Origin of the sequence: Polaromonas sp. UC242_47 (genome assembly GCF_044452385.1) — a bacterium.
Classification (GTDB): domain Bacteria; phylum Pseudomonadota; class Gammaproteobacteria; order Burkholderiales; family Burkholderiaceae_C; genus Polaromonas.
The window spans coordinates 4,097,504-4,116,233 of record NZ_JBIOAO010000001.1; the positions used below are offsets into that span (position 1 = coordinate 4,097,504).

17 protein-coding genes and 2 pseudogenes are annotated in these 18,730 nt (G+C 61.7%); 12 read left to right on the forward strand and 7 right to left on the reverse strand.

Annotation, left to right across the window (positions count from 1 at the left end):
- Window position 1: 1 nt before the first annotated feature.
- Together ACHMXK_RS19885 and ACHMXK_RS19890 are read left to right on the forward strand one after the other, a co-directional pair.
- Complete coding sequence (locus ACHMXK_RS19885) at window positions 2-460, forward strand: hypothetical protein (protein ID WP_397442248.1); 459 nt, start codon at window positions 2-4, stop codon at window positions 458-460.
- The gene (locus tag ACHMXK_RS19890) at window positions 457-879 is read left to right on the forward strand and encodes a hypothetical protein (protein WP_397442249.1); all 423 of its coding nucleotides are present in this window, start codon (window positions 457-459) and stop codon (window positions 877-879) included. Before ACHMXK_RS19885 ends, ACHMXK_RS19890 begins: the two co-directional genes overlap by 4 nt.
- 196 nt (window positions 880-1,075) lie before the next feature.
- Here ACHMXK_RS19890 and ACHMXK_RS19895 read toward each other — a convergent pair whose 3' ends face one another.
- On the reverse strand, window positions 1,076-2,002 hold the full coding sequence (locus ACHMXK_RS19895) for a LysR family transcriptional regulator (RefSeq protein WP_397442250.1): 927 nt from the start codon (window positions 2,000-2,002) through the stop codon (window positions 1,076-1,078).
- A gap of 169 nt (window positions 2,003-2,171) precedes the next feature.
- Between ACHMXK_RS19895 and ACHMXK_RS19900 the strand changes: the two genes are divergently transcribed.
- Window positions 2,172-3,170, forward strand: a complete 999-nt coding sequence (locus ACHMXK_RS19900; protein ID WP_397442571.1) for a YeiH family protein — start codon at window positions 2,172-2,174, stop codon at window positions 3,168-3,170.
- Window positions 3,171-3,566: 396 nt separating this feature from the next.
- Here the strand turns inward: ACHMXK_RS19900 and glmS are convergent, their stop codons facing one another.
- Window positions 3,567-5,414 carry a glutamine--fructose-6-phosphate transaminase (isomerizing) gene (gene glmS, locus ACHMXK_RS19905; RefSeq protein WP_397442251.1) on the reverse strand — a complete coding sequence of 616 codons (1,848 nt, stop codon included), beginning with the start codon at window positions 5,412-5,414 and terminating at the stop codon, window positions 3,567-3,569.
- Window positions 5,415-5,555: 141 nt separating this feature from the next.
- Here glmS and ACHMXK_RS19910 point away from each other — a divergent pair, with 141 nt between their 5' ends.
- Window positions 5,556-6,059, forward strand: coding sequence for an Lrp/AsnC family transcriptional regulator (locus tag ACHMXK_RS19910; protein ID WP_397442252.1), 504 nt, complete (start codon window positions 5,556-5,558; stop codon window positions 6,057-6,059).
- A gap of 68 nt (window positions 6,060-6,127) precedes the next feature.
- Here the strand turns inward: ACHMXK_RS19910 and glmU are convergent, their stop codons facing one another.
- Complete coding sequence (gene glmU / locus ACHMXK_RS19915) at window positions 6,128-7,528, reverse strand: bifunctional UDP-N-acetylglucosamine diphosphorylase/glucosamine-1-phosphate N-acetyltransferase GlmU (protein WP_397442253.1); 1,401 nt, start codon at window positions 7,526-7,528, stop codon at window positions 6,128-6,130.
- Between glmU and ACHMXK_RS19920 the strand changes: the two genes are divergently transcribed.
- A complete protein-coding gene (locus ACHMXK_RS19920; RefSeq protein WP_397442254.1) occupies window positions 7,527-8,438 on the forward strand; it encodes a DUF6279 family lipoprotein in 912 nt (303 codons plus the stop codon). The two genes, glmU and ACHMXK_RS19920, sit on opposite strands and share 2 nt — an antisense overlap.
- A gap of 16 nt (window positions 8,439-8,454) precedes the next feature.
- On the opposite strand, the gene ACHMXK_RS19925 is transcribed toward ACHMXK_RS19920, so the two are convergent.
- Both ACHMXK_RS19925 and ACHMXK_RS19930 read right to left on the reverse strand, forming a co-directional pair.
- Window positions 8,455-9,444, reverse strand: coding sequence for an MBL fold metallo-hydrolase (locus ACHMXK_RS19925; protein WP_397442256.1), 990 nt, complete (start codon window positions 9,442-9,444; stop codon window positions 8,455-8,457).
- Window positions 9,445-9,546: 102 nt separating this feature from the next.
- Window positions 9,547-10,146: a TetR/AcrR family transcriptional regulator gene (locus ACHMXK_RS19930; protein ID WP_397442257.1), complete on the reverse strand. Its 600-nt coding sequence runs from the start codon at window positions 10,144-10,146 to the stop codon at window positions 9,547-9,549.
- 117 nt (window positions 10,147-10,263) lie between these two features.
- Between ACHMXK_RS19930 and ACHMXK_RS19935 the strand changes: the two are divergent.
- Window positions 10,264-10,455: pseudogene (locus tag ACHMXK_RS19935) on the forward strand (TfoX/Sxy family protein); the annotation flags it as partial.
- A 17-nt stretch (window positions 10,456-10,472) separates the two neighbouring features.
- Here the strand turns inward: ACHMXK_RS19935 and ACHMXK_RS19940 are convergent.
- Complete coding sequence (locus tag ACHMXK_RS19940; RefSeq protein ID WP_397442258.1) at window positions 10,473-11,057, reverse strand: DUF2917 domain-containing protein; 585 nt, start codon at window positions 11,055-11,057, stop codon at window positions 10,473-10,475.
- A gap of 121 nt (window positions 11,058-11,178) precedes the next feature.
- On the opposite strand from ACHMXK_RS19940, the gene ACHMXK_RS19945 reads away from it, so the two are divergent.
- On the forward strand, window positions 11,179-12,165 hold the full coding sequence (locus ACHMXK_RS19945; protein ID WP_397442259.1) for a LysR substrate-binding domain-containing protein: 987 nt from the start codon (window positions 11,179-11,181) through the stop codon (window positions 12,163-12,165).
- Between the two features lie 129 nt (window positions 12,166-12,294).
- Here ACHMXK_RS19945 and ACHMXK_RS19950 read toward each other — a convergent pair whose 3' ends face one another.
- Entirely contained in the window at window positions 12,295-12,933 is a 639-nt protein-coding gene (locus ACHMXK_RS19950) for a 5-formyltetrahydrofolate cyclo-ligase (RefSeq protein WP_397442261.1), read from the reverse strand.
- Window positions 12,934-12,942: 9 nt separating this feature from the next.
- Between ACHMXK_RS19950 and ACHMXK_RS19955 the strand changes: the two genes are divergently transcribed.
- The 5 genes and pseudogenes from ACHMXK_RS19955 (at window position 12,943) to ACHMXK_RS19975 (ending at window position 18,727) form a co-directional block, all read left to right on the forward strand.
- Complete coding sequence (locus tag ACHMXK_RS19955; protein WP_397442262.1) at window positions 12,943-14,970, forward strand: transglycosylase SLT domain-containing protein; 2,028 nt, start codon at window positions 12,943-12,945, stop codon at window positions 14,968-14,970.
- Between the two features lie 177 nt (window positions 14,971-15,147).
- Window positions 15,148-16,494, forward strand: a complete 1,347-nt coding sequence (locus ACHMXK_RS19960; RefSeq protein ID WP_397442263.1) for a VanZ family protein — start codon at window positions 15,148-15,150, stop codon at window positions 16,492-16,494.
- 48 nt (window positions 16,495-16,542) lie between these two features.
- Window positions 16,543-16,896 (forward strand): annotated as a pseudogene (locus tag ACHMXK_RS19965) (transglycosylase SLT domain-containing protein); the annotation flags it as partial.
- Between the two features lie 609 nt (window positions 16,897-17,505).
- On the forward strand, window positions 17,506-18,435 hold the full coding sequence (locus ACHMXK_RS19970) for a PEP-CTERM sorting domain-containing protein (protein WP_397442264.1): 930 nt from the start codon (window positions 17,506-17,508) through the stop codon (window positions 18,433-18,435).
- 94 nt (window positions 18,436-18,529) lie between these two features.
- Window positions 18,530-18,727 (forward strand): hypothetical protein, encoded by a 198-nt coding sequence (locus ACHMXK_RS19975; RefSeq protein WP_397442584.1) that lies wholly within the window; start codon window positions 18,530-18,532, stop codon window positions 18,725-18,727.
- Window positions 18,728-18,730: the final 3 nt, after the last annotated feature.

Here is an 18,730-nt window from a genome sequence, read left to right on the forward strand (position 1 = left end):
CATGAAGATTACCTCTCACGTTGACAAGATCGGTCGCCTTCTGCAACTCCGCGATCGACTCGACCCTCTGCAAGACTTTGAACTCTGGTACTGGACCTGTCTGACAACGGGAACCAACATCTGGAACGCTTCGCTGCATGCGACAGGATTGACCAGTGAAGATCGCGTTTTTTCCACGATCCCCGGTGTCCACGTCGTACCGCAGAGTGACGGAAGCTACCGCAGGGAACTGCGCGGTCCGGGTGATGTCAGTCATGTCGGCTGGCCCGCCATTCCTGGCGACATGCCAGAGCCCATCCAGCGCCTGGAAGCAGCATTACATGCACTGGAAGAGCACCGTGATCCTTGCTTGCGCGGCGACCGCACGCCCACTCCAACGATTGTCGATGACTGCAATCTGGCGCTATTGCAAGCAATCACCGTCTACGAAGCATTGGTCCGCCAAGAGAGACATCCATGAGCCCAGAAAATCACCGCGACAAAGCCGAACGAATTGAACAATCGCTTGCCAAGCTCACTGACTCGGACTGGGAAATTCGGATTGAGGCAGCCATGCTGGCAGGTACACACTGGGTCAACTTTGTCCTGCATAAACTCGGCGTAAATCAGGTGTCAGAAGACATGGTGCATGCATCCATGTGCATGGTCAGCATCCTTCGCAAGTACAAGCTTGCGGAGCCTGAGTTGATCGCGCAACTGGAAGAAATTGAGGAGCTTCGTCCGCTGTTCGTCCGTGGAGACATGGACGGAGGTGCGAAAGCTGCGGATAGAGCGCTCGAATTGCTGTGCTCAATAGGAGAACGAGCGCGACAACTGGCCTGCTCCAATACAGATACGTTGCAGCAGAACCCAAGGGCTCTAGGGGTTCTGTTGCCATAAGGACTGGCGATGGCTAGCAGGCTCATTGGCCAACATCGGTTTGACCGTCGAGCAGGTCTTCGTCGCACAGCAGTCCGGGAATCCTGGAAGATCCAGGCATGTGGCTGCGGTCGGCCATCAGCACGACTACTTGACGGTGGCCACGCGCGAGGCCACCACCGCAACCCAGCAAGCGGCTTCGGTTCCAGCTTGTACCTCAGCCGGTGCCCTCTTGCTCGGCGGCGCGGCAGTGCGCCAGGAAGTCTGTGGTCGCGCGGCCCAGCCGCTTTTCGCGGTGCAGCACAATGGCGAGTTTGCGATTTGCCTTGGGCAGGCGGGTCTGCAGTTCGATCAAGTGCCCGTCTGCCACGCTTTGCGCCACCGCGTAGCGCGAAAGGCAGCCCAGTCCGTCGCTCGCCGCCACCACGCGCTTGATCGCCTCCGTGCTGCCAAGTTCGAAGCCGACGCGGACCTGCCCCAGGTTTTTCAGCAGCCATTCATCCGCGATCTGACGCGTGCCGGAACCATGTTCCCGCAGTACCCAGGTGGCCTCGGCCAACTGGCGGGCCGTCGCGCAGCGATCCGCCAGCGGATGGCCAGGAGCAGCGAGGATCACCATTTCGTCATCCAGCCAGGGGCGCACGACCAAGTCGGAATGTGTCTGCGACCCTTCGACGAAGCCGATGTCGACGTCTAGACCCACCACCGCAGCGATCACTTCGCGGGTATTGCCTATGCGCAGATGGATCTGGCTCTTGGGGTGCAACTGCGTCCATTGCGCCACCAGGCTTGGCAACAGGTATTCGCCGATCGTGAAGCTGGCCGCCACGCGCAAAGGTGCGGCGTGTTCGTCCGTGAACAGGGCTTGCACTTCGGCCGCCTGTTCGAGCAGCGCCTGGGCCTTGGGCAACAGCGCGCGACCGTTCTCGTTGAGCAGCAGGCGTCGGCCGATGCGGTCGAACAGTTCGACACCGAGCGCGGCCTCGAGTTCGGCCAACGAGGTGCTGGCCGCAGATTGTGAACGTGCGATCCGGTCGGCCGCCGCACGTGTGCTGCCGCCGCGCGCCGTGGCCAGAAAAACTTCGAGCTGACGCAGGTTAAGGCGCAGACGCTGGAATGAATACTGATCTGATTTATCGATCATTCTGAACAATATTATCCGCTTTTTATCTTCATGACTTTTACCTATTATCTAATTCATTGAGGGCCTTCATCCTCCCACGCGCACGCCACATGCGCAGTTCGAAAGAGATTTGCCTGTGTTTAATTTCCAGTCGTCAACGTCGGCCGCCGATACCGCCCACCCCGCTTGGATGCCGCCGCACCTGCTGCAACTTCTCCCGGGCACCGCCTTGTCCGGGGTGATTGCCATGGCCGCCACCCTGGTGTCCACGCTACACGGCGGCCCCCAGTTCCTGTATGCGCTGTTCTTTGGTGTGGCTTTTCATTACCTCAGCCATGACGCCCACACCAGGCCAGGTATCGAATTTTGTTCGCGCACCGTGTTGCGACTGGGCGTCGGCCTGCTCGGTGCGCGTATCACGGCAAGTCAAATTGCAGGCCTGGGCTGGAGCACGGCGGCCATCGTCATCGCCGCCGTCGTGACCACATTGCTGTGCGGGGTGCTGCTGGGACGTCGTCTGGGCCTGAACCGTGCGCAAGCGGTGTTGTCCGGCGGTGCGGTTGCCATCTGCGGCGCGTCGGCCGCGCTGGCGATCTCGGCGGTGTTGCCGCGCAACAAGGAGAGTGAGCGCTTCACCCTGATGGTGGTGGTGACCGTGACCGTGCTGTCTACCCTGGCCATGGTGATTTACCCCCTGATTGCCAAGCTGCTGCATCTGCCGCCCGAGCTGGCTGGCTTGTTTCTGGGTGGCACCATTCATGACGTAGCCCAGGTCGTCGGCGCCGGGTACATGCTGAGCCCGGAGACCGGCGACTACGCCACCATCGTCAAGCTGTTCCGCGTCTCCATGCTGGCTGTGGTGGTGGTCGTGGTGTCCAGCCTGTTCAAGCGGCAGCGCGAGGCGAGCGAGAGTTCGTCCGCCGACGCCAAGCAGGCCCTGGTGCCGTGGTTTCTGTGGGTGTTCGTGGCCCTGGTCATCATCAACTCCGTGGGCGGTGTCCCCGCGGCGGTGCAAACTGGCCTCAACGACGTCTCGCGCGCCTGTTTGGTCGTTGCCATTGCGGCGCTGGGCGTGAAGACGTCCTTCAGGCAACTGGCCCGCGCCGGCTGGCGGCCCTTTGTGCTGCTGCTGGTCGAAACGTTGTGGATGGCAGGCTTTGTTCTCGCCGCCATCCTGATGCGCAGTTGAAGGGCCTGCATCGGTGCTGACCTTGTGCTCACGGAATCACTGGCAGACGGGCTACAAGTGGAAGAAGCACGAAGGCTTTACCGATCACTCCTGCGTATTCCGGCCTAGTTGACCATCCGTGCCGGTAATCGTTGACCAGCAACCCCAAAAATTCTGATGTTGACCATGTGGAGTGGTGACGCACACGGCTCGAGCACGACAGAGCGAATTGGTTCTATCGCTGCACAGAAGCCGTTCGCATTGCTCTCTTGCCCCGTGTGTTTACGATTTTAGGAAATCGTCTCCAAAATCCAACGCCCCGCAAACCCGCATGGATGCTAGAGCCGTGTTTACGACTTTAATAACCTGTTTACGACTTTAATTGCGCAGAACAAGAAATAGACCGCGAAAAACCACTCACTCCACTGTCACCGATTTCGCCAAATTTCGCGGCTTATCAACATCGGTGCCCCGCGCAACTGCTGTGTGATAAGCCAGCAATTGCAGCGGCACCACGTGCAACAGCGGGCTCAGTGCACCGTAGTGTTCAGGCATGCGAATCACGTGGATGCCTTCACTGCTTTCAATTTTGGTGTCGGCGTCGGCCAGCACGTACAACACACCGCCGCGGGCGCGGACTTCCTGCATGTTGCTCTTGAGCTTTTCCAACAGCGCATCATTGGGCGCCACCGTGACCACCGGCATGGCGCTGGTGACCAGCGCCAGCGGGCCGTGTTTGAGTTCGCCGGCCGGGTAGGCCTCGGCGTGGATGTAGCTGATTTCCTTGAGCTTGAGCGCACCTTCGAGGGCGATGGGGTAATGCAGGCCACGGCCCAGGAAAAGCGCGTTTTCCATCCTGGCAAAGTCTTCGGCCCAACTGATGACTTGCGGCTCCAGGGCCAGCACGGCTTGCAGGGCCGCCGGCAGGTGGCGCATGGCTTTGAGGTGAGCGGCTTCTTCGTCCTCGCTGAGCCGGCCCTTGCTTTGCGCCAGCGCCAGCGTCAGTAAAAACAGGCCCGCCAGTTGTGTCGTGAAGGCCTTGGTGGATGCCACACCAATCTCGACGCCAGCACGCGTGATGTAGGCCAGCTTGCACTCACGCACCATGGCGGAGGTCGCCACGTTGCAAATCGTCAGCGTGTGTTTCATGCCCAGCGACTGGGCGTGGCGCAGCGCAGCGAGTGTGTCGGCCGTTTCACCACTCTGTGTGATGGTGACCACCAGCGATTTCGGATTAGGCACCGAGGTGCGGTAACGGTATTCGCTGGCGACTTCCACCTGGGTCGGGATACCGGCAATCGATTCGAGCCAGTACTTGGCCGCGCAACCGCTGTAATAACTGGTGCCGCAAGCCAGGATGAGCACCGAGTCGATGTCCTTGAAGACGCGGTAAGCGTCGTCGCCAAACAGCTCCGGAACAATGCCTTTGATGCCTTCGAGCGTGTCGCCGATGGCGCGCGGTTGCTCGAAAATTTCTTTCTGCATGTAGTGGCGGTAGGGGCCGAGTTCGGCGGCGCCACTGTGCGCCTGCACGGTTTTGACCTCGCGCTGCACCGCCTTGTGCTCGCGGTCTATGACCCAGTATTTGCCGAGCTGCATGTCCACCAGGTCGCCCTCTTCCAGATACAGGATCTGGTCGGTCACGCCGGCCAACGCCATCGCGTCGCTGGCCAGAAAGTTTTCACCGCCCTCCTTGCCCACACCCAGGATCAGCGGGGAACCTGCACGCGCGCCCACCACGCGGTGCGGCTCGTCTTTGCAAAACGCGGCAATCGCGTAAGCGCCATGCAACTGGCGCGTGGTGGCCTTGAGCGCTTCGAACAAATCGCCGTCGTACAGGCTGTCCATCAGGTGCACGATCACTTCGGTGTCGGTCTGGCTGACGAACACATACCCTTTGGCCTGCAAGGCGGCGCGCAATTCGTCGTGGTTTTCAATGATGCCGTTGTGCACCAGCGCCACCTTGCCGGGCTTGAGGGCGGCGTCGCCGGCACCGTGGCTGAAGTGAGGATGGGCATTGTGCACCGCCGGCGCGCCGTGGGTGGCCCAGCGGGTGTGGGCAATGCCGGTGCCGCTTTCAAGTTTGTCTGCGCTCACCTGCGCCATCAACTCCGCCACACGCGAGGTGCTGCGCGCACGTTTCAGGCCGTCGGCATACACCGCGACGCCGCAGGAGTCATAACCGCGGTACTCCAGCCTTTGCAGGCCTTGCACCAGGATGGGAACAATATTGCGGGTGGAAACTGAAGCGACGATGCCACACATGATGAGCCTTTATTGAAAACGAATGCCGATGGTAATGAGGCTTATGAAAAATAAATAATCTAAATTGTTTTATTTTTGTAATTTAATTTCATAAATTATCATCAATATAGATATATTTCATATTCATCCAACAAATCGCGAATGAATTCACAAACTGCCCCACCCGGCCTGGTGCTGGATATCGCCGACCTGCGCATCCTGGACCAGTTGCAGCGTGACGCCTCGCTGTCCAACCAGGCGCTGGCCGCGCTGGTGCATGTCTCGCCGCCCACTTGTTTGCGGCGTATCAAACGCCTGCAGGAGGCGGGCTTGATTGAGCGGCAAATCGCCGTGTTGTCGCTGGAAAAAATGGCCGCCACCCTGGGCCACGGGCTGACGGCCATCACCGAGATCACGCTGGACCGCCAGGGCGCCGAGCAGCTCGAAGCCTTTGAAACCCGCGCCGTGCAAGACGCGGCGGTGCAGCAGTGTTACCGCGTCTCGCCCGGGCCGGACTTTGTGCTGGTGGTGCATGTGCGCGACATGCCGGCTTACCTGGCGCTGGCGCAGCGCCTGTTCACCAGTGACGCCAACGTGCGCAACGTGAAGGCGTTTTTCAGCGTCAAACGCTCAAAATTTGAGCCAAATCTGCCTCTAGCCCAATAGGAACGGGCATAAACAGCTATATATTTAATAGCAACCCAAGCAACACCCGCAGGCGCTGCCGAGCACGGCTACTTTTTTTTCTTGACCGGCCGTGTCCAATTGGCCAGGCTCACCTGCTTGCCGCGTGCCACGCTCAGGGCGCCCGGCGGCGTGTCTTTGGTGATGGTGGAGCCGCCGCCCACGGTGCCGCCCGCGCCTATGGTCACCGGCGCCACCAGCACGCAGTTGCTGCCTATGTGCACGTCGGCCTCGATCACCGTGCGGTGTTTGTTGGCGCCGTCGTAGTTGGCGGTGATGCTGCCGGCCCCGTAGTTGACACGCTCACCCACGGTGGCGTCGCCCAGATAGGCCAGGTGGTTGGCCTTGGCGCCTTTGGCCAGAGTGGCGTTTTTGACTTCGACAAAGTTGCCGATGTGTACCTCGGCACCCAGTTGCGCGCCCGGGCGCAACCTGGCGAACGGGCCAATCAGCGCGCCTTCGCCGACAGACACACCGAGCTTTTCGCCGTCGATATGGGTGAAGGGATGAATCACCGCGCCGGCGGCGATGGTGGCGTTGGCGATGCAGCAGTTGGCGCCAATCCGCACGTCGTCGCCCAATGTGACCTGGCCTTCAAACACGCAATTGACATCAATCTCCACGTCCTGGCCGCAGACCAATGTGCCGCGCACGTCGAAACGAGCCGGGTCGCTGATACGCACGCCCTGCTCCATCAGCCGGGTCGCCAACCGCAGTTGGAACGCACGCTCCAGCTCGGCCAGTTGCAGCGGGCTGTTGACGCCGTCGACCTGCACCTTGTCGCCGATACGTGTGGCCACCACCTCGGCGCCGTCCAACACGGCCAGCTTGACGATGTCGGTCAGGTAATACTCGCCCTGGCTGTTGTCATTGCCCAGACGGGACAGCCAGCTTTTCAGACGTGAATTCGGCACGGCCATGACGCCGGTGTAAATCTCGCGGATCTCGTGTTGCTGCGCCGACGCGTCCTTGTGCTCCACAATGCTTTGCACCGCCTCGCCCTGGCGAATAATGCGGCCGTAACCGCTCGGGTCTGGCATATCCACGGTCAACAGCGCCAGGCGTGTGCCGCCGCAGTCGGCCAGCAGGCCGCGCAAGGTGGTCGCTTCGATCAAGGGCACATCGCCGTTCAGAATCAAGGTAATGCCGTCGTCAGGCAGGCAGGGCACGGCCTGCTGCGCGGCGTGGCCGGTGCCCAGTTGCGGCTCCTGGCGCACAAACGACAGGGCCAGCGCACCCGCACCTGGAGACACCCCGGCCTCCACCTGCGGCGCGCCATGGCCGGTCACCACCACCGCTTGGCGCGGCGACAGTTGCACCACACAATCCAGAACATGCTGGAGCAGCGCACGGCCGCCCAAACGGTGTAACACTTTGGGCAGTTTGCTTTTCATCCGCGTGCCTTTGCCGGCGGCCATGATGACGACATCAACTGGAACTGAAATTGCCATGAAATTTCCTGTGCATTTTTTCGGGGGAGCGCGCGCTGCGCGATTTGGAAAACCCTGGCGAATTATCGGCCTGCTGGCGCTGCTGTTTCTGCTGCAAGCCTGCAGCGCGGTAAAAATCGCCTACAACCAGGCCCATGAGTTGGCGTATTGGCAACTCGACGGCTATTTTGATTTCAGCGAAACACAAACCACCCGGGTCCGGGAAGAACTGGTCCAGGTGCACCAGTGGCACCGCAACACCCAGTTGCCGACCTACATCGAGGCCTTGAAAAAATGGCAGGCCTTGCTGCCGGGTGACTTGGATGAAACCCAGGTCTGCAGCCTGGTCGAGGACGTGCGCGGCAAACTGCTGGCGATTTCGGAGCGCAGCGAAGCGGTGGTGAGCGAGCTGGCCCCCACCCTGGCGCCGGAACAGCTGGACCACCTGAAACGCAAATTCTCCAAGCTCAACACCGCCTACAGGCGCGACTTTCTGGAGGGTTCTCCGCAAGCCCTGCTCGACAAACGTGTGAAAAAGACCGTCAGCCGCGCGGAGACCTTGTACGGCCCGCTGGAAGTCAAACAGCTGGCGGTGATCCGCAGCTACATTGCGCAATCGGTGTTTGATGCCAAGCTGTCGCTGGCCGAACACCAGCGCCGCCAGCAGGACGCCTTGCAGACACTGGCGCCGTTGGTCGCCAGCCCGTCCACGACCCAACAAGCCCAGCCGGCGATCCGGGCCTATTTTGAAAGATCACTGAACTCGCCCGATCCGGCCTTCCGCAGCTACCAGGACCGACTGACACGCGACACCTGCAAGATGTTTGCAGCCCTACACAACAGCACCAGCGCCATGCAACGTGCCCAGGCGGTTCAAACCCTGAAGGGTTATGAGCAGGACGTCAAAACGCTGGCCGGCCAGCGTTTGTAAGGCCCCATCAGTTCACTCAGGCCTGCAGCGCCGCCCACATTTCCTGGTCACGCGCGGCCGTCCAGATGCGCGGATTTTTGATGCCGCTGGCTTCGTCGTAAGCACGGCTCACGTCAAACGGCAGGCAGTGTTCGTAAATAAAAACCTGGCCAAAAATCGGGTCCATGCTTTTGCGGGTATGCGCCATGGCGGTTTTCAGGTCCATCTTGGCGGCAGCGGCTTCCTGGCCGCAGCGGTACAAGGTCTCCACCCACTGTTTGGTGTAATCAATCGCCTTGTTCACTTCGGCCGCGCCTTTCATGGCTTCGCCGCGGCCGGGCACGATGGCCTCGGCCTTGAGTGCACGCAGCGCTTCCAGCGTGGCCGGCCACTCTTCGAGCTGGGCATCACCGGTGTATACACCGGCGTTGTATTCGACCAGGTCGCCGGAGAACAGCACTTTTTCTTCTTCGACCCAGGCAATGGTGTCGCCGCGGGTGTGGCCCGGGCCGGGATGCCAGATCTGCACCCGGACGCCGCCCAAATCCACCACCAGCTTGCCGGGCACTTCGCCTTGGACCGGGTCGCCGCCGGCAATCACCATCGTGGGCCAGGTCAGGCCGGGCACACTTTCGGCATTGCGGAACAGGCGCGGGAAACGCTCCATTTCGCTTTGCATATCTTCGGCGCCGCGTTCAATGATCAGTTCGTGGGTGCCCTGGCTGGCGATCACTTCGGTCGCGCCTTCGGCGATGTAGGCGCTGGCGCCCAACACACGCACCGCGTGGTAGTGGGTCAGCAACACGTATTTGATGGGTTTGTCGCTGACCGTGCGGATGCGGGCAATCAAATCCTGCGCCATCGCCGGTGTGGCCGTGGCATCGCTGACCATGATGAACTTGTCACCAATGATCACGCCGGAGTTCGGGTCACCCTCGGCGGTGTAGGCCCAGCAGTGGGCGCTGAGTTGCTCAAACGTGATTATTTTGTCCGTCAGGTCGGACTGCGAGGCGAAAGCTTTGGACATGGGGTCTCCGTAGTTGACCGAACAAGCGTCGGCCTTGAATCGTGGTTAGGTCGAATAATTCTACTATACGTAACTTATTACGAATAGTTAAATCAGTACCACTCAGCTGGCGAGCCCGCGCTCGAGCATGGCAATCACCTCTTCGGAGAAGGCGCGGTAACTCATGGGCCCATCGGGCCGCATCCAGGTGAAGGTCCAGTTGATCATGCCGAACAACATCATGGTCACCGCCGTCTGGTTGGCCGCGGTGATGCGTTGCGGATAGGCACGTTGCAGAAAGCGGGTCATGGCCGACACCACGTCGCGCTGGCGGTCCAGGATCAGCTCGCGCTGCACATCGCCGAGAAACTTGGTGTCGCCCAGCAACGCGCTGTGGCGTGTGGCCGACGTTTCGTATTCATCCAGGAAGTTGCGGATCAACTCATGCAAGGTGGCGCGGTCGTCCAGGTTTTTGCGTTGGGCGCTGGCTTCGGTCTGGCCTATGGTGGCCAGCAGGCGCTGGGTGTAGCGGTCCAGCAGGTCAAACAAAATGGCTTCCTTGCTGCCGTAGTAGTGGTAGAGCCTGGCCTTGGAGGTACCGCAGGCCGCGGCGATGTCGTTCATGCTGGCAGCCATATAACTGCGCTGCGCAAAACATTGGGCGGCCACATCAAGAATGGCTTCACGTTGCAGTTCGTGGGTCGCGGATTTGGGTCTGGCCATGCGCTATTGTGAAGCACGGCCGCCGCACGCTAAAGTAGCGCCATGCCTGCGGATCCTTCTTTTACCAGCTACTGCTGCGAACTGCTTGCCAGCGTGGGGCCGTGCACGGCGCGCCGCATGTTTGGCGGCGCCGGCATCAGCACGGAGGGCTTGACGATTGCGCTGATCGCCGACCTGGGCCAGGGCCAGCTGCTCTGGCTCAAGGCCAGCGAGGACACCCGCCATTTGTTTGAAGCGGCGGGCTGCGCGCCTTTTGTGTATATGGCCAAAAACAAACCAATGCGGCTCAACTACTACAGCGCGCCCGAAGACGCGATGGAGTCGCCTCAGTTGATGGCGCAGTGGGCCCGGCTGTCGCTGGCTTGTGCCTTGAAAACACGTGTAGCCAAGGTAGTACGGCCACGACCAGCTACAAAATCAATAGCAAACCGGGGGACCAGCACCGACAAGGCGGCCCCGGCCAAACCGGCCAGCCCCAAGACCAGGCGGCCCGACGCCGTGGTCGCCAAACCCAGGGCCTCACGCAAGTCACGCAGCGGCTGAGCCACGCCGCTGACGGCCAGGACGCGGCGCGTTGCGGGGCTGATGGCCATGCCTGCGCTGGCGGGCAAGGGGTCCCAGCTGAAATAAGCGGCCGAGTTTTTGGCCGCGCCCCAGGACTCCATCACCAGCACCTGACCAGGCAGGAGCTTGAGATCGTCGCCCGCGCCCAGGAAGTGGTCACCGCCGCGCACGCCGTCGTCCTGCTGCGCGTGGTTATAGGTGATCCACACCCGGCCATGCGCAATACGCAACACACCGGACTCGGTCGGCCGCAGGGTCAGCGCCCGGCCATCGCCCAGCTTCCAGCAGCCCGCCACCGCGTCTGTGCCGGTCAACGATTGCGAGCTGTGCTTGTTCAGGGGGTTCATGGCTTTTCTCCATCAAAAATCCGTTGGGAGGCTATGCATGATCGTTGTCCCGGGCTTGGCAGTCCAATGAAATCGCGCTACGCTATTCATTCCATAAACGCATGAATCGGAAACCCCGGCGATGCAGCACTCCCAAACCCATTTGCGCTCCCGTCCGATTTCAGCCGGCCAGTTGCGTGCCTTCGAGGCGGTCGCCCGACACCTGAACTTTCGCGCCGCCTCCGAAGAGCTGGCCCTGACCCAGTCGGCCGTGAGCCGGCAAATCCAGACCCTGGAGGAAGAGGTGGGCCTGAGCCTGTTTCACCGCCACACCCGCTCGGTCGAACTCACAGGCGCGGGCGGTCTGTTGCTGCGTGCCGTCACACCTTCGCTGGAGCGCATAGACGGCGCGGTGCGGCAGATCCGCCAGAGCGCGGGCCGCAAAAGTGTCGCGCTCACCACCTTTGCCTCCTTCGCATCGATGTGGCTGATCCCGCGACTGGAAGCCTTCCAGCGCGACAACACCGACATGGACATCCGGATTGATGCGTCCGACGCGGCGATAGACCTCGACACCTCGGACCTGGACATTGCGCTGCGTTATGGCCCCGCCAGCCGCATGGCGTCCTCAGGCGCGATCCGCCTGTTTGGCGAACAGCTGACGCCGGTGGCCAGCCCCTGGCTGCTCAAAAGCAGTCCGCGCCTGAAAAAGCCCGAAGACCTGGCCCAGTTTGCATTGATCGAGGCGGGTGACTCCCACGCCACCCATATGGAGTGGCTGACCTGGCGACGCTGGCTGGAGGTCCAGGGCACACCCAAGCTGGAAGGCAAACGCTGGCTGTATTTCAACTACGCCTACCAGATGGTGCAGGCGGCGCTGACCGGCCAAGGCGTGGTGCTGGCCCGCCTGCCGCTGATTGCCGAAAGCCTGGCCTCGGGCGACCTGATCGAGCCGCTGCCCCACTTGCGGCTGGACTCGCCCATGGCCTACTGGTTAATCGTCGGCAGCCGCAGCGCGGCCCGGCCCGAGGTCAAGGCGTTTTGCGACTGGCTGCAGGTCCAGGGGGCGTTGACCCGCCAGGCGATCGGCGATATGCCGGACCCGGACACGGTGGATAACATCGATTGAGCGCGACGCGCAGCGCGCGTGGGGCTATTCATGCAAGCCAGGGCCGCGGAACCGGCTCCGCCGGGCCGCAGGCGCAGCGGCCCCCTAGTGGGGCGGAGCGCTACACGCAGTGAGCGAACGTGGGGGCCACTACCTCGGCCAGACCACACCCTCGTCATTCAACAAGGTATCCAGCGGCACATCATGCGGCTCAGGCATCAGCTCGGGTAACCAGCCGTGGCTGTAACCCAGGCCCACGGTGAACGGCTGAGGCAACAAGGTGGCCAGGGTGCGGTCGTAAAAACCGCCGCCGTAACCCAGGCGGTAACCGCCCGGCCCGTAACCGACACAGGGCACAAACAGCAGGGTCGGGACAATCACCTCGGTGTCCTTGGGTTTGGGAATGCCGTAGGCGTCTTCTTCCATCGGGCAGCCGGGGTACCAGGCGTGAAAAGTCAGGGTTTTATGGACCTTGTCCACCACCGGCAAACCAATCTTGCGCGGCGAGCGGCTGGCCATGCTTTCGGTCGCGATCTGCACAGACCCATCTGGCGTCAACGGTGTTTTTGGCTCAAAGGATTCGCCCAGCATGGCGTCTTCCTGCCAGCGGTACAAGGCCGGCAAGGGGTCGAACTCGCCCTTGATCGGCCAGTAAGCGCCGATCACCGCGTCCTCGCGGCCTATCAGCCAGATCCGCAACACCCGCTGCAACAAATCGGCGCGCTGTAGGCGATCGGGCAGGTTCAGACGTTGTTCGATCAACGCTTTTCGCGCAGTTAATTTGTCCATAATGTCCCGATGCTATCCAAATTTGTTGTCACCACCCTGATTTCAGGCCTCTCTTTCTTGCTGATCCTCCTGCCGGCAGGGGCACAAAACAACGGTTCCCGCGGCGACGACGTGTTGCTGGAGATGAACAAAGCCTTCAAACGCGGCGACAAAAACAAGCTGGCGCAGTTGCTGCCGCAAGCGCGCGGCCACACGCTGGAGCCCTGGGCCGCCTACTGGGAGCTGAAAGTCCGGCTGGACGATGCCAGCGCGCAGGAGGTGCAGGACGTCATGGCGCGTTACGCCGGCACCTACCAGGAAGACCGGCTGCGCAACGACTGGTTGCTGCTGCTGGGCCAGCGCCGCGACTGGGCCGGTTTTGCCGCCGAATACCCGAAGTACCGCATGGGCGACGACAAGGATGTGCGTTGTTATGCGCTCTTGGTCGAACACCTGAAAAACCCCGGCGCCGATGCGCGCCTGGCCGAGGAAGTGCGCGGCAACTGGTTCGCCCAGCGCGATGCCAGCGACGGCTGCACCAGTGCCGCCGCGCGCCTGGTCGGCAGCAAGAACCTGACGGCGCGGGATGTCTGGCGCAAGGCCAGGCTGGCGACCGAAGCCAACCGACCGCGCGCCGCACGTGATGCGGTCGAGATCATCGCGCCCGACGCGCTGAACCTGGTGACCGAGCTGAATAACAGCCCGCTGCGTTTTCTGGCCACCAAGTCACTGGCGGTCAGCAAGGTCCGCAAGGAAATCGTCGTGTTGGCCTTGGTCAAGCTGGCCACCAGCGACGCCGACGGCGCGGCGCGCATGCTGGAAGACAAATGGGGCGCGCAACTCACGGAAGAAGAACGCAACTGGGTCTGGGGTGCGATCGGCCGGCAGGCCGCGACCCGCCTGAACGGGGACGCCTCGCTGGGCTACTTTGCCAAGGTCAGCAAGGACAGCGACCTGAGCGACGACATGCTGGGCTGGAAAGTCCGCGCCGCCTTGCGCGCCGGTCCCGTGCCGCGCTGGCCGCTGGTCTTGTCCGGCATCCACGCCATGAGCGAGAGCGCCCGCCAGGACCCGACCTGGGTCTACTGGAAGGCGCGCGCCCTGCTCAGCAACGCGCCGGCCACCGCCGCCGGCGGATCCATCGCGCCGCAACGCGCCGAGGCCCTGGCCTTGATGCAATCGATTGCGTCGGTGCGCGGTTTTTACGAACAGCTGGCCCTGGAAGAACTGGGCCAGAAAATCAGCACCCCGGCCCGGCCGGCGCCGCTCACACCCGAAGAAAAAGAAACCGCGCAGCAGCACCCCGGCCTGACCCGCGCCGTCTATGCCATCGGCATGGGCCTGCGCCCCGAAGGCGTGCGCGAGTGGAATTACAGCGTCAACCTGCATGACCGCGGCGGCATGAGCGAGCGCCAACTGCTGGCCACCGCCCAGTTTGCCTGCGACCGCGCGATCTGGGACCGCTGCATCAACACCAGCGAACGCACACGCACCGAGATGGATTTCGACCAGCGTTTCCCCACGCCTTTCCGTGACGCCGTGTTGCAACGCAGCCGCGACATCGGCCTGGACCCGGCTTATGTCTACGGCCTGATCCGCCAGGAGTCACGTTTCATCATGGACGCGCGTTCCGGCGTCGGTGCCTCGGGCCTGATGCAGGTGATGCCGGCCACGGCGCGCGAAACCGCGCGTTACATCGGCCTGGCGGGGTTCACCGCCGACCAGATCAACGACCGCGACACCAACATCGTGATCGGCACGGCTTATCTCAAACGTGCGCTCGACGACTTCGGTGGCTCCATGCCGCTGGCCGCCGCCGCCTACAACGCCGGTCCCGGCCGGCCACGCGTCTGGCGCAACGGGCCGGTGCTGGAAGCCGCGATCTGGGCCGAAAACGTGCCGTTTGCCGAAACCCGCGACTATGTGAAAAAAGTGTTGTCCAACACCACCAACTACGCCGCCCTGCTGAGCGGCCAGCCGCAGTCGCTGAAAGCCCGACTCGGCACCGTGGGACCGCGCGACGCCTCGGCCCCGCCGCCTGACGAAAAAATGCCTTGAGCGGCGATTGGCGCGCCGGTCTTGCTACCAAACCAATAGCTACTTGCGTCCGTCCAGAAAGGGCAAGAGACCTAAAAGGGTAATTTCTCAATAACTCCAGACAAGCCAGCAGCAGGCGCTTCTGCTCGGGCCATGCCGGAGGTGGCGACGAATTGAACAACGCGATGAAGGGTGTCTATGGAACCTGAAGACAACGCGGCGCCGGATGCGCGCATACGGCCCATTGGTTTGGACGGGGGAGACGGCGGCAGTGGTGAAAGCCGCCGGTGTCGTTCCTCGTCATCGTATTCTTCTCGCTCGTCATCACGCCAGCCCGCCGAGCCCAACCGCGACCCGGCCCGCGCGAGTGCGGCCAGCTACCGCATCGCCGTCGGCATTCTGCTGGTCCTCATCACCTATGGTTCGCTGTATCCGCTGACCTGGAATTTCGATCAGCCGCAGGACTTCATCTACATCGGCCAGGTCGGTGTGATCGATTTGGTGGAAAACATCGTGCTGTTCCTGCCGCTGGGCTGGCTGCTGGCCTGGCACTACGACGGCCGGCAGCGCCAGTGGACGCATTTCTGGATCTGGTTCGTGATCGCGCTCGTGGTGGCCAGCGTGCTGCAGTGGCTGCAGAAATACCTGCCGCGCACGCCCGCGGCCTCCGACATCGTGTTCAATATGACGGGCCACGTGGCGGGCTGGTGGGCTGGCAGGCTGTCGGTCCAGGCGCTGAACGGTGTCATGCAGCGCCACCCGGGGCTGCGCACCGCCGACCGTTTTGCCGTCCTCATGCTGGCCATCTGGGTGATCGCCGAACTGTTTCCGTTGATTCCCACCTTCGATGTGTCTTCGGTCTATGACAACGTCAAGTCACTGTGGCAACAAGATCCCTGGCAACCGCGCCGCATGTGGACTCACGTGGGCATGACCCTGATCGGCCTGGAGGCGCTGGCGCAGCTGTTGCGTTCGGCCTCGGTGGGCAGGCTGGTGCGGCCACTGGCGGGGCTGGTGACCCTGTGCATGCTGGCCGGCAAATTCGTCGTGCTCGGCCAGTCGCCCGGCCTGGCCGTGGTGTTTGGCATCGCCGGCGGCTTCATCCTGTGGCTGTCCACGGATTTCATGCCCGAGCGCCTGCGCCTGATGGTGGTGCTGCTGATTGCGGTGGCGAGCTACCTGGTCTACGCACTCGCACCGTATGAATTCCAGGACTTCCCCACCGCCATGCATTGGCGGCCTTTCGCCTCGTCGCTCGAAGGCAGCATCGAAGCCGCGGTGACCTCGGTGGCCTTTGAAGCCCTGTGTTTCGGCGCCATTATCTGGAGCACCGCGCGCATGGATTGGGTGCTTGTGGGCACGACCTTGTGCGTGGCGGCGCTGGCTTTCGCTTGCGAATGGAGCCAGCGCTACCTGCCCGGCCGCACGGCTGAAATTTCATCGGTGCTGACCGCGCTGGCCATGGGCTGGCTGGTGGCCGCGCTCGGCCACGCCGGCATGCGGCGCAAGAAAAAGGTCTACCGCCATAGACACCGCAGGGCTTGAGCTTCCGGCTCGCAGATCGGCCCAGGGGACAGCCGGGCGGCTGCGTTGACCAGTTTCACCGCCGACCAGATCAACGACCGCGACACCAACATCGTGATCGGCACGGCCTCCCTCAAACGTGCGCTCGACGACTTCGGCGGCGCCATGCCGCTGGCCGCCGCCGCCTACAACGCCGGTCCCGGCCGGCCGCGCGCCTGACGCAACGGGCCGGTGCTGGAAGCCGCGATCTGGGCCGAAAACGTGCCGTTTGCCGAAACCCGCGACTACGTGAAAAAAGTGTTGTCCAACACCACCAACTACGCTGAGCTGCTGACTGGCCAGCCGCAGTCGCTGAAAGCCCGGCTGGGCACCGTGGGACCGCGCGAAGCCTCGGCCCCGCCGCCTGACGAAAAAATGCCCTGAGCAGCGGCTCGCGCATCTATTTCGCTACAAACTTGATAGCTGCCGGCACCCGAACCCAAAGGGTTAGAGGCCTGAAATAGTAACTTCTCAATAGCTCAAGGCAAGCCAGCAGCAGCAGCAGCCGCAGCGTTGCGAATGAGAGTCCACCGTGGCGGGATGGTGTTGCTCAGGGATACGCGATCAAGCAAGTACAGCCAGAAAGAGATGCCCAGTTTGCGGCAGGTTTTCTTCAGGCTGGCAAAGGTGTCACGACACTGACGGCCCAGATCACGGCGCGTGCCCCCGCTGACTTTGCGCTTTTCACGAAGTCACGGAGATCGGTTTCGCTGCCATGGGTGTGCAGCGGTATGTCCGGGCGCTTCAAGACCAGCAGCAGCTCACTTTGACGCTACAAACCATGCGCAAAAAATGTCGAATATGTTTACACAACCTTATTCAAGCGCCTCCCAGGCATCTCAAAAAATCAACGTAAACCATTGAAATAAAAGGATATTTTTCACCTCTACAAAGCTGGACCGGAATTTGCTCTGGGTGCTTTGAAAGTTCGGGAAACCAAACTATTTACCCGTGGCTCCCTCCCTCCAACCACAACCATTTAAGGCAAGCACAATGAAAAAGATCAAGCAAATTCTGGCCGCCACCGCCCTGGTGCTAGGCTTTAGCGTGGCCCATGCCGGACCCATCATCATTGCAGGCACCGATATGGATGACCATGGTTTCTTCTCGGGAGGAGCCAATCAAACGGGTTGGAAATTCATGCAACTGGCCATGAGCAATATCGGCGGAGCTGTGAGCAACGGACAGACCAATGCGGTGTGTATTGGCTGTAACGGCAGTCAGGCCAGCGCCGCGTTCAGCAGTGCTTTTAGCTTGGCAGGACTGACGGGCTGGACCTCCACCCAACTGACCTCTACCACCGACATCACCAACTTCTTCAACAACACGGGTGCGGTCAATTTGTCGAATGCAGGTTTCATTTATATGCCTACGGTAGCCAACAATGTAACTGGCGGCATCAACGACATCCAATTGGCCGTGGTCAATCTAAATGGCACGGCCATCAACAACTATCTGGCGGCAGGCGGTGGACTCTTCACCCAGGAACAGGCCAACAGCAGCATTGGTTATGGCTGGTTGACCTCGCTGTTGCCCACGCTGGTGGTCAAAGGTGACAACTCGGGTGGCATTGCCAATTCCGGCGAGTTACAGCTGACGGTCCAAGGTAACGCGCAGTTCCCCGGCTTGACCAACACCGATATTTCCAACGCGACACCATGGCATGCGTATTTCGAAGGTGGCTTCGGTGCGTTGCAGTCCTTGATCGTGGGTAATGGCAATAATTTTGCAGCCAATATTTTGGATGACACGGTGGTGCTCGGCGGTGGATTTGCAGGCGGCGGCGGCGTGATTGTGTGTGGCCAGCCCAACCAGCCGCCTTGCGATCCCAACAATGTTCCTGAACCCGACAGTTTGCCGCTGGTGCTGGCAGCTCTGGGCGGGTTGTACCTGGCACAGCGCAAAAAATCCAATGCGGTTTAAGCGTTAGGCACCCCGGGGCAACAGACCCCGGGCTGAGAACATAGCACCGGCAGCGGTGCCATTTTTTGCCCCGTCCATTCCAGGCCCCACCTGCGTGTGCGTTTCACACCACCTGCAGCCAGAACCAGTACGCCGCCAGCGCCAGCAGCCACGAGCCGCCCTGCTGACCGGCCAGCCGCAATCGCTGAAAGCCCGGCTGGGCACCGTGGGACTGCGCGAAGCCAGTGCGCCACCGCCTGACGAAAAAATGCCCCGAGCAGCGGCCGGCGCACCGGCTTCGCTACCAAACTGATAG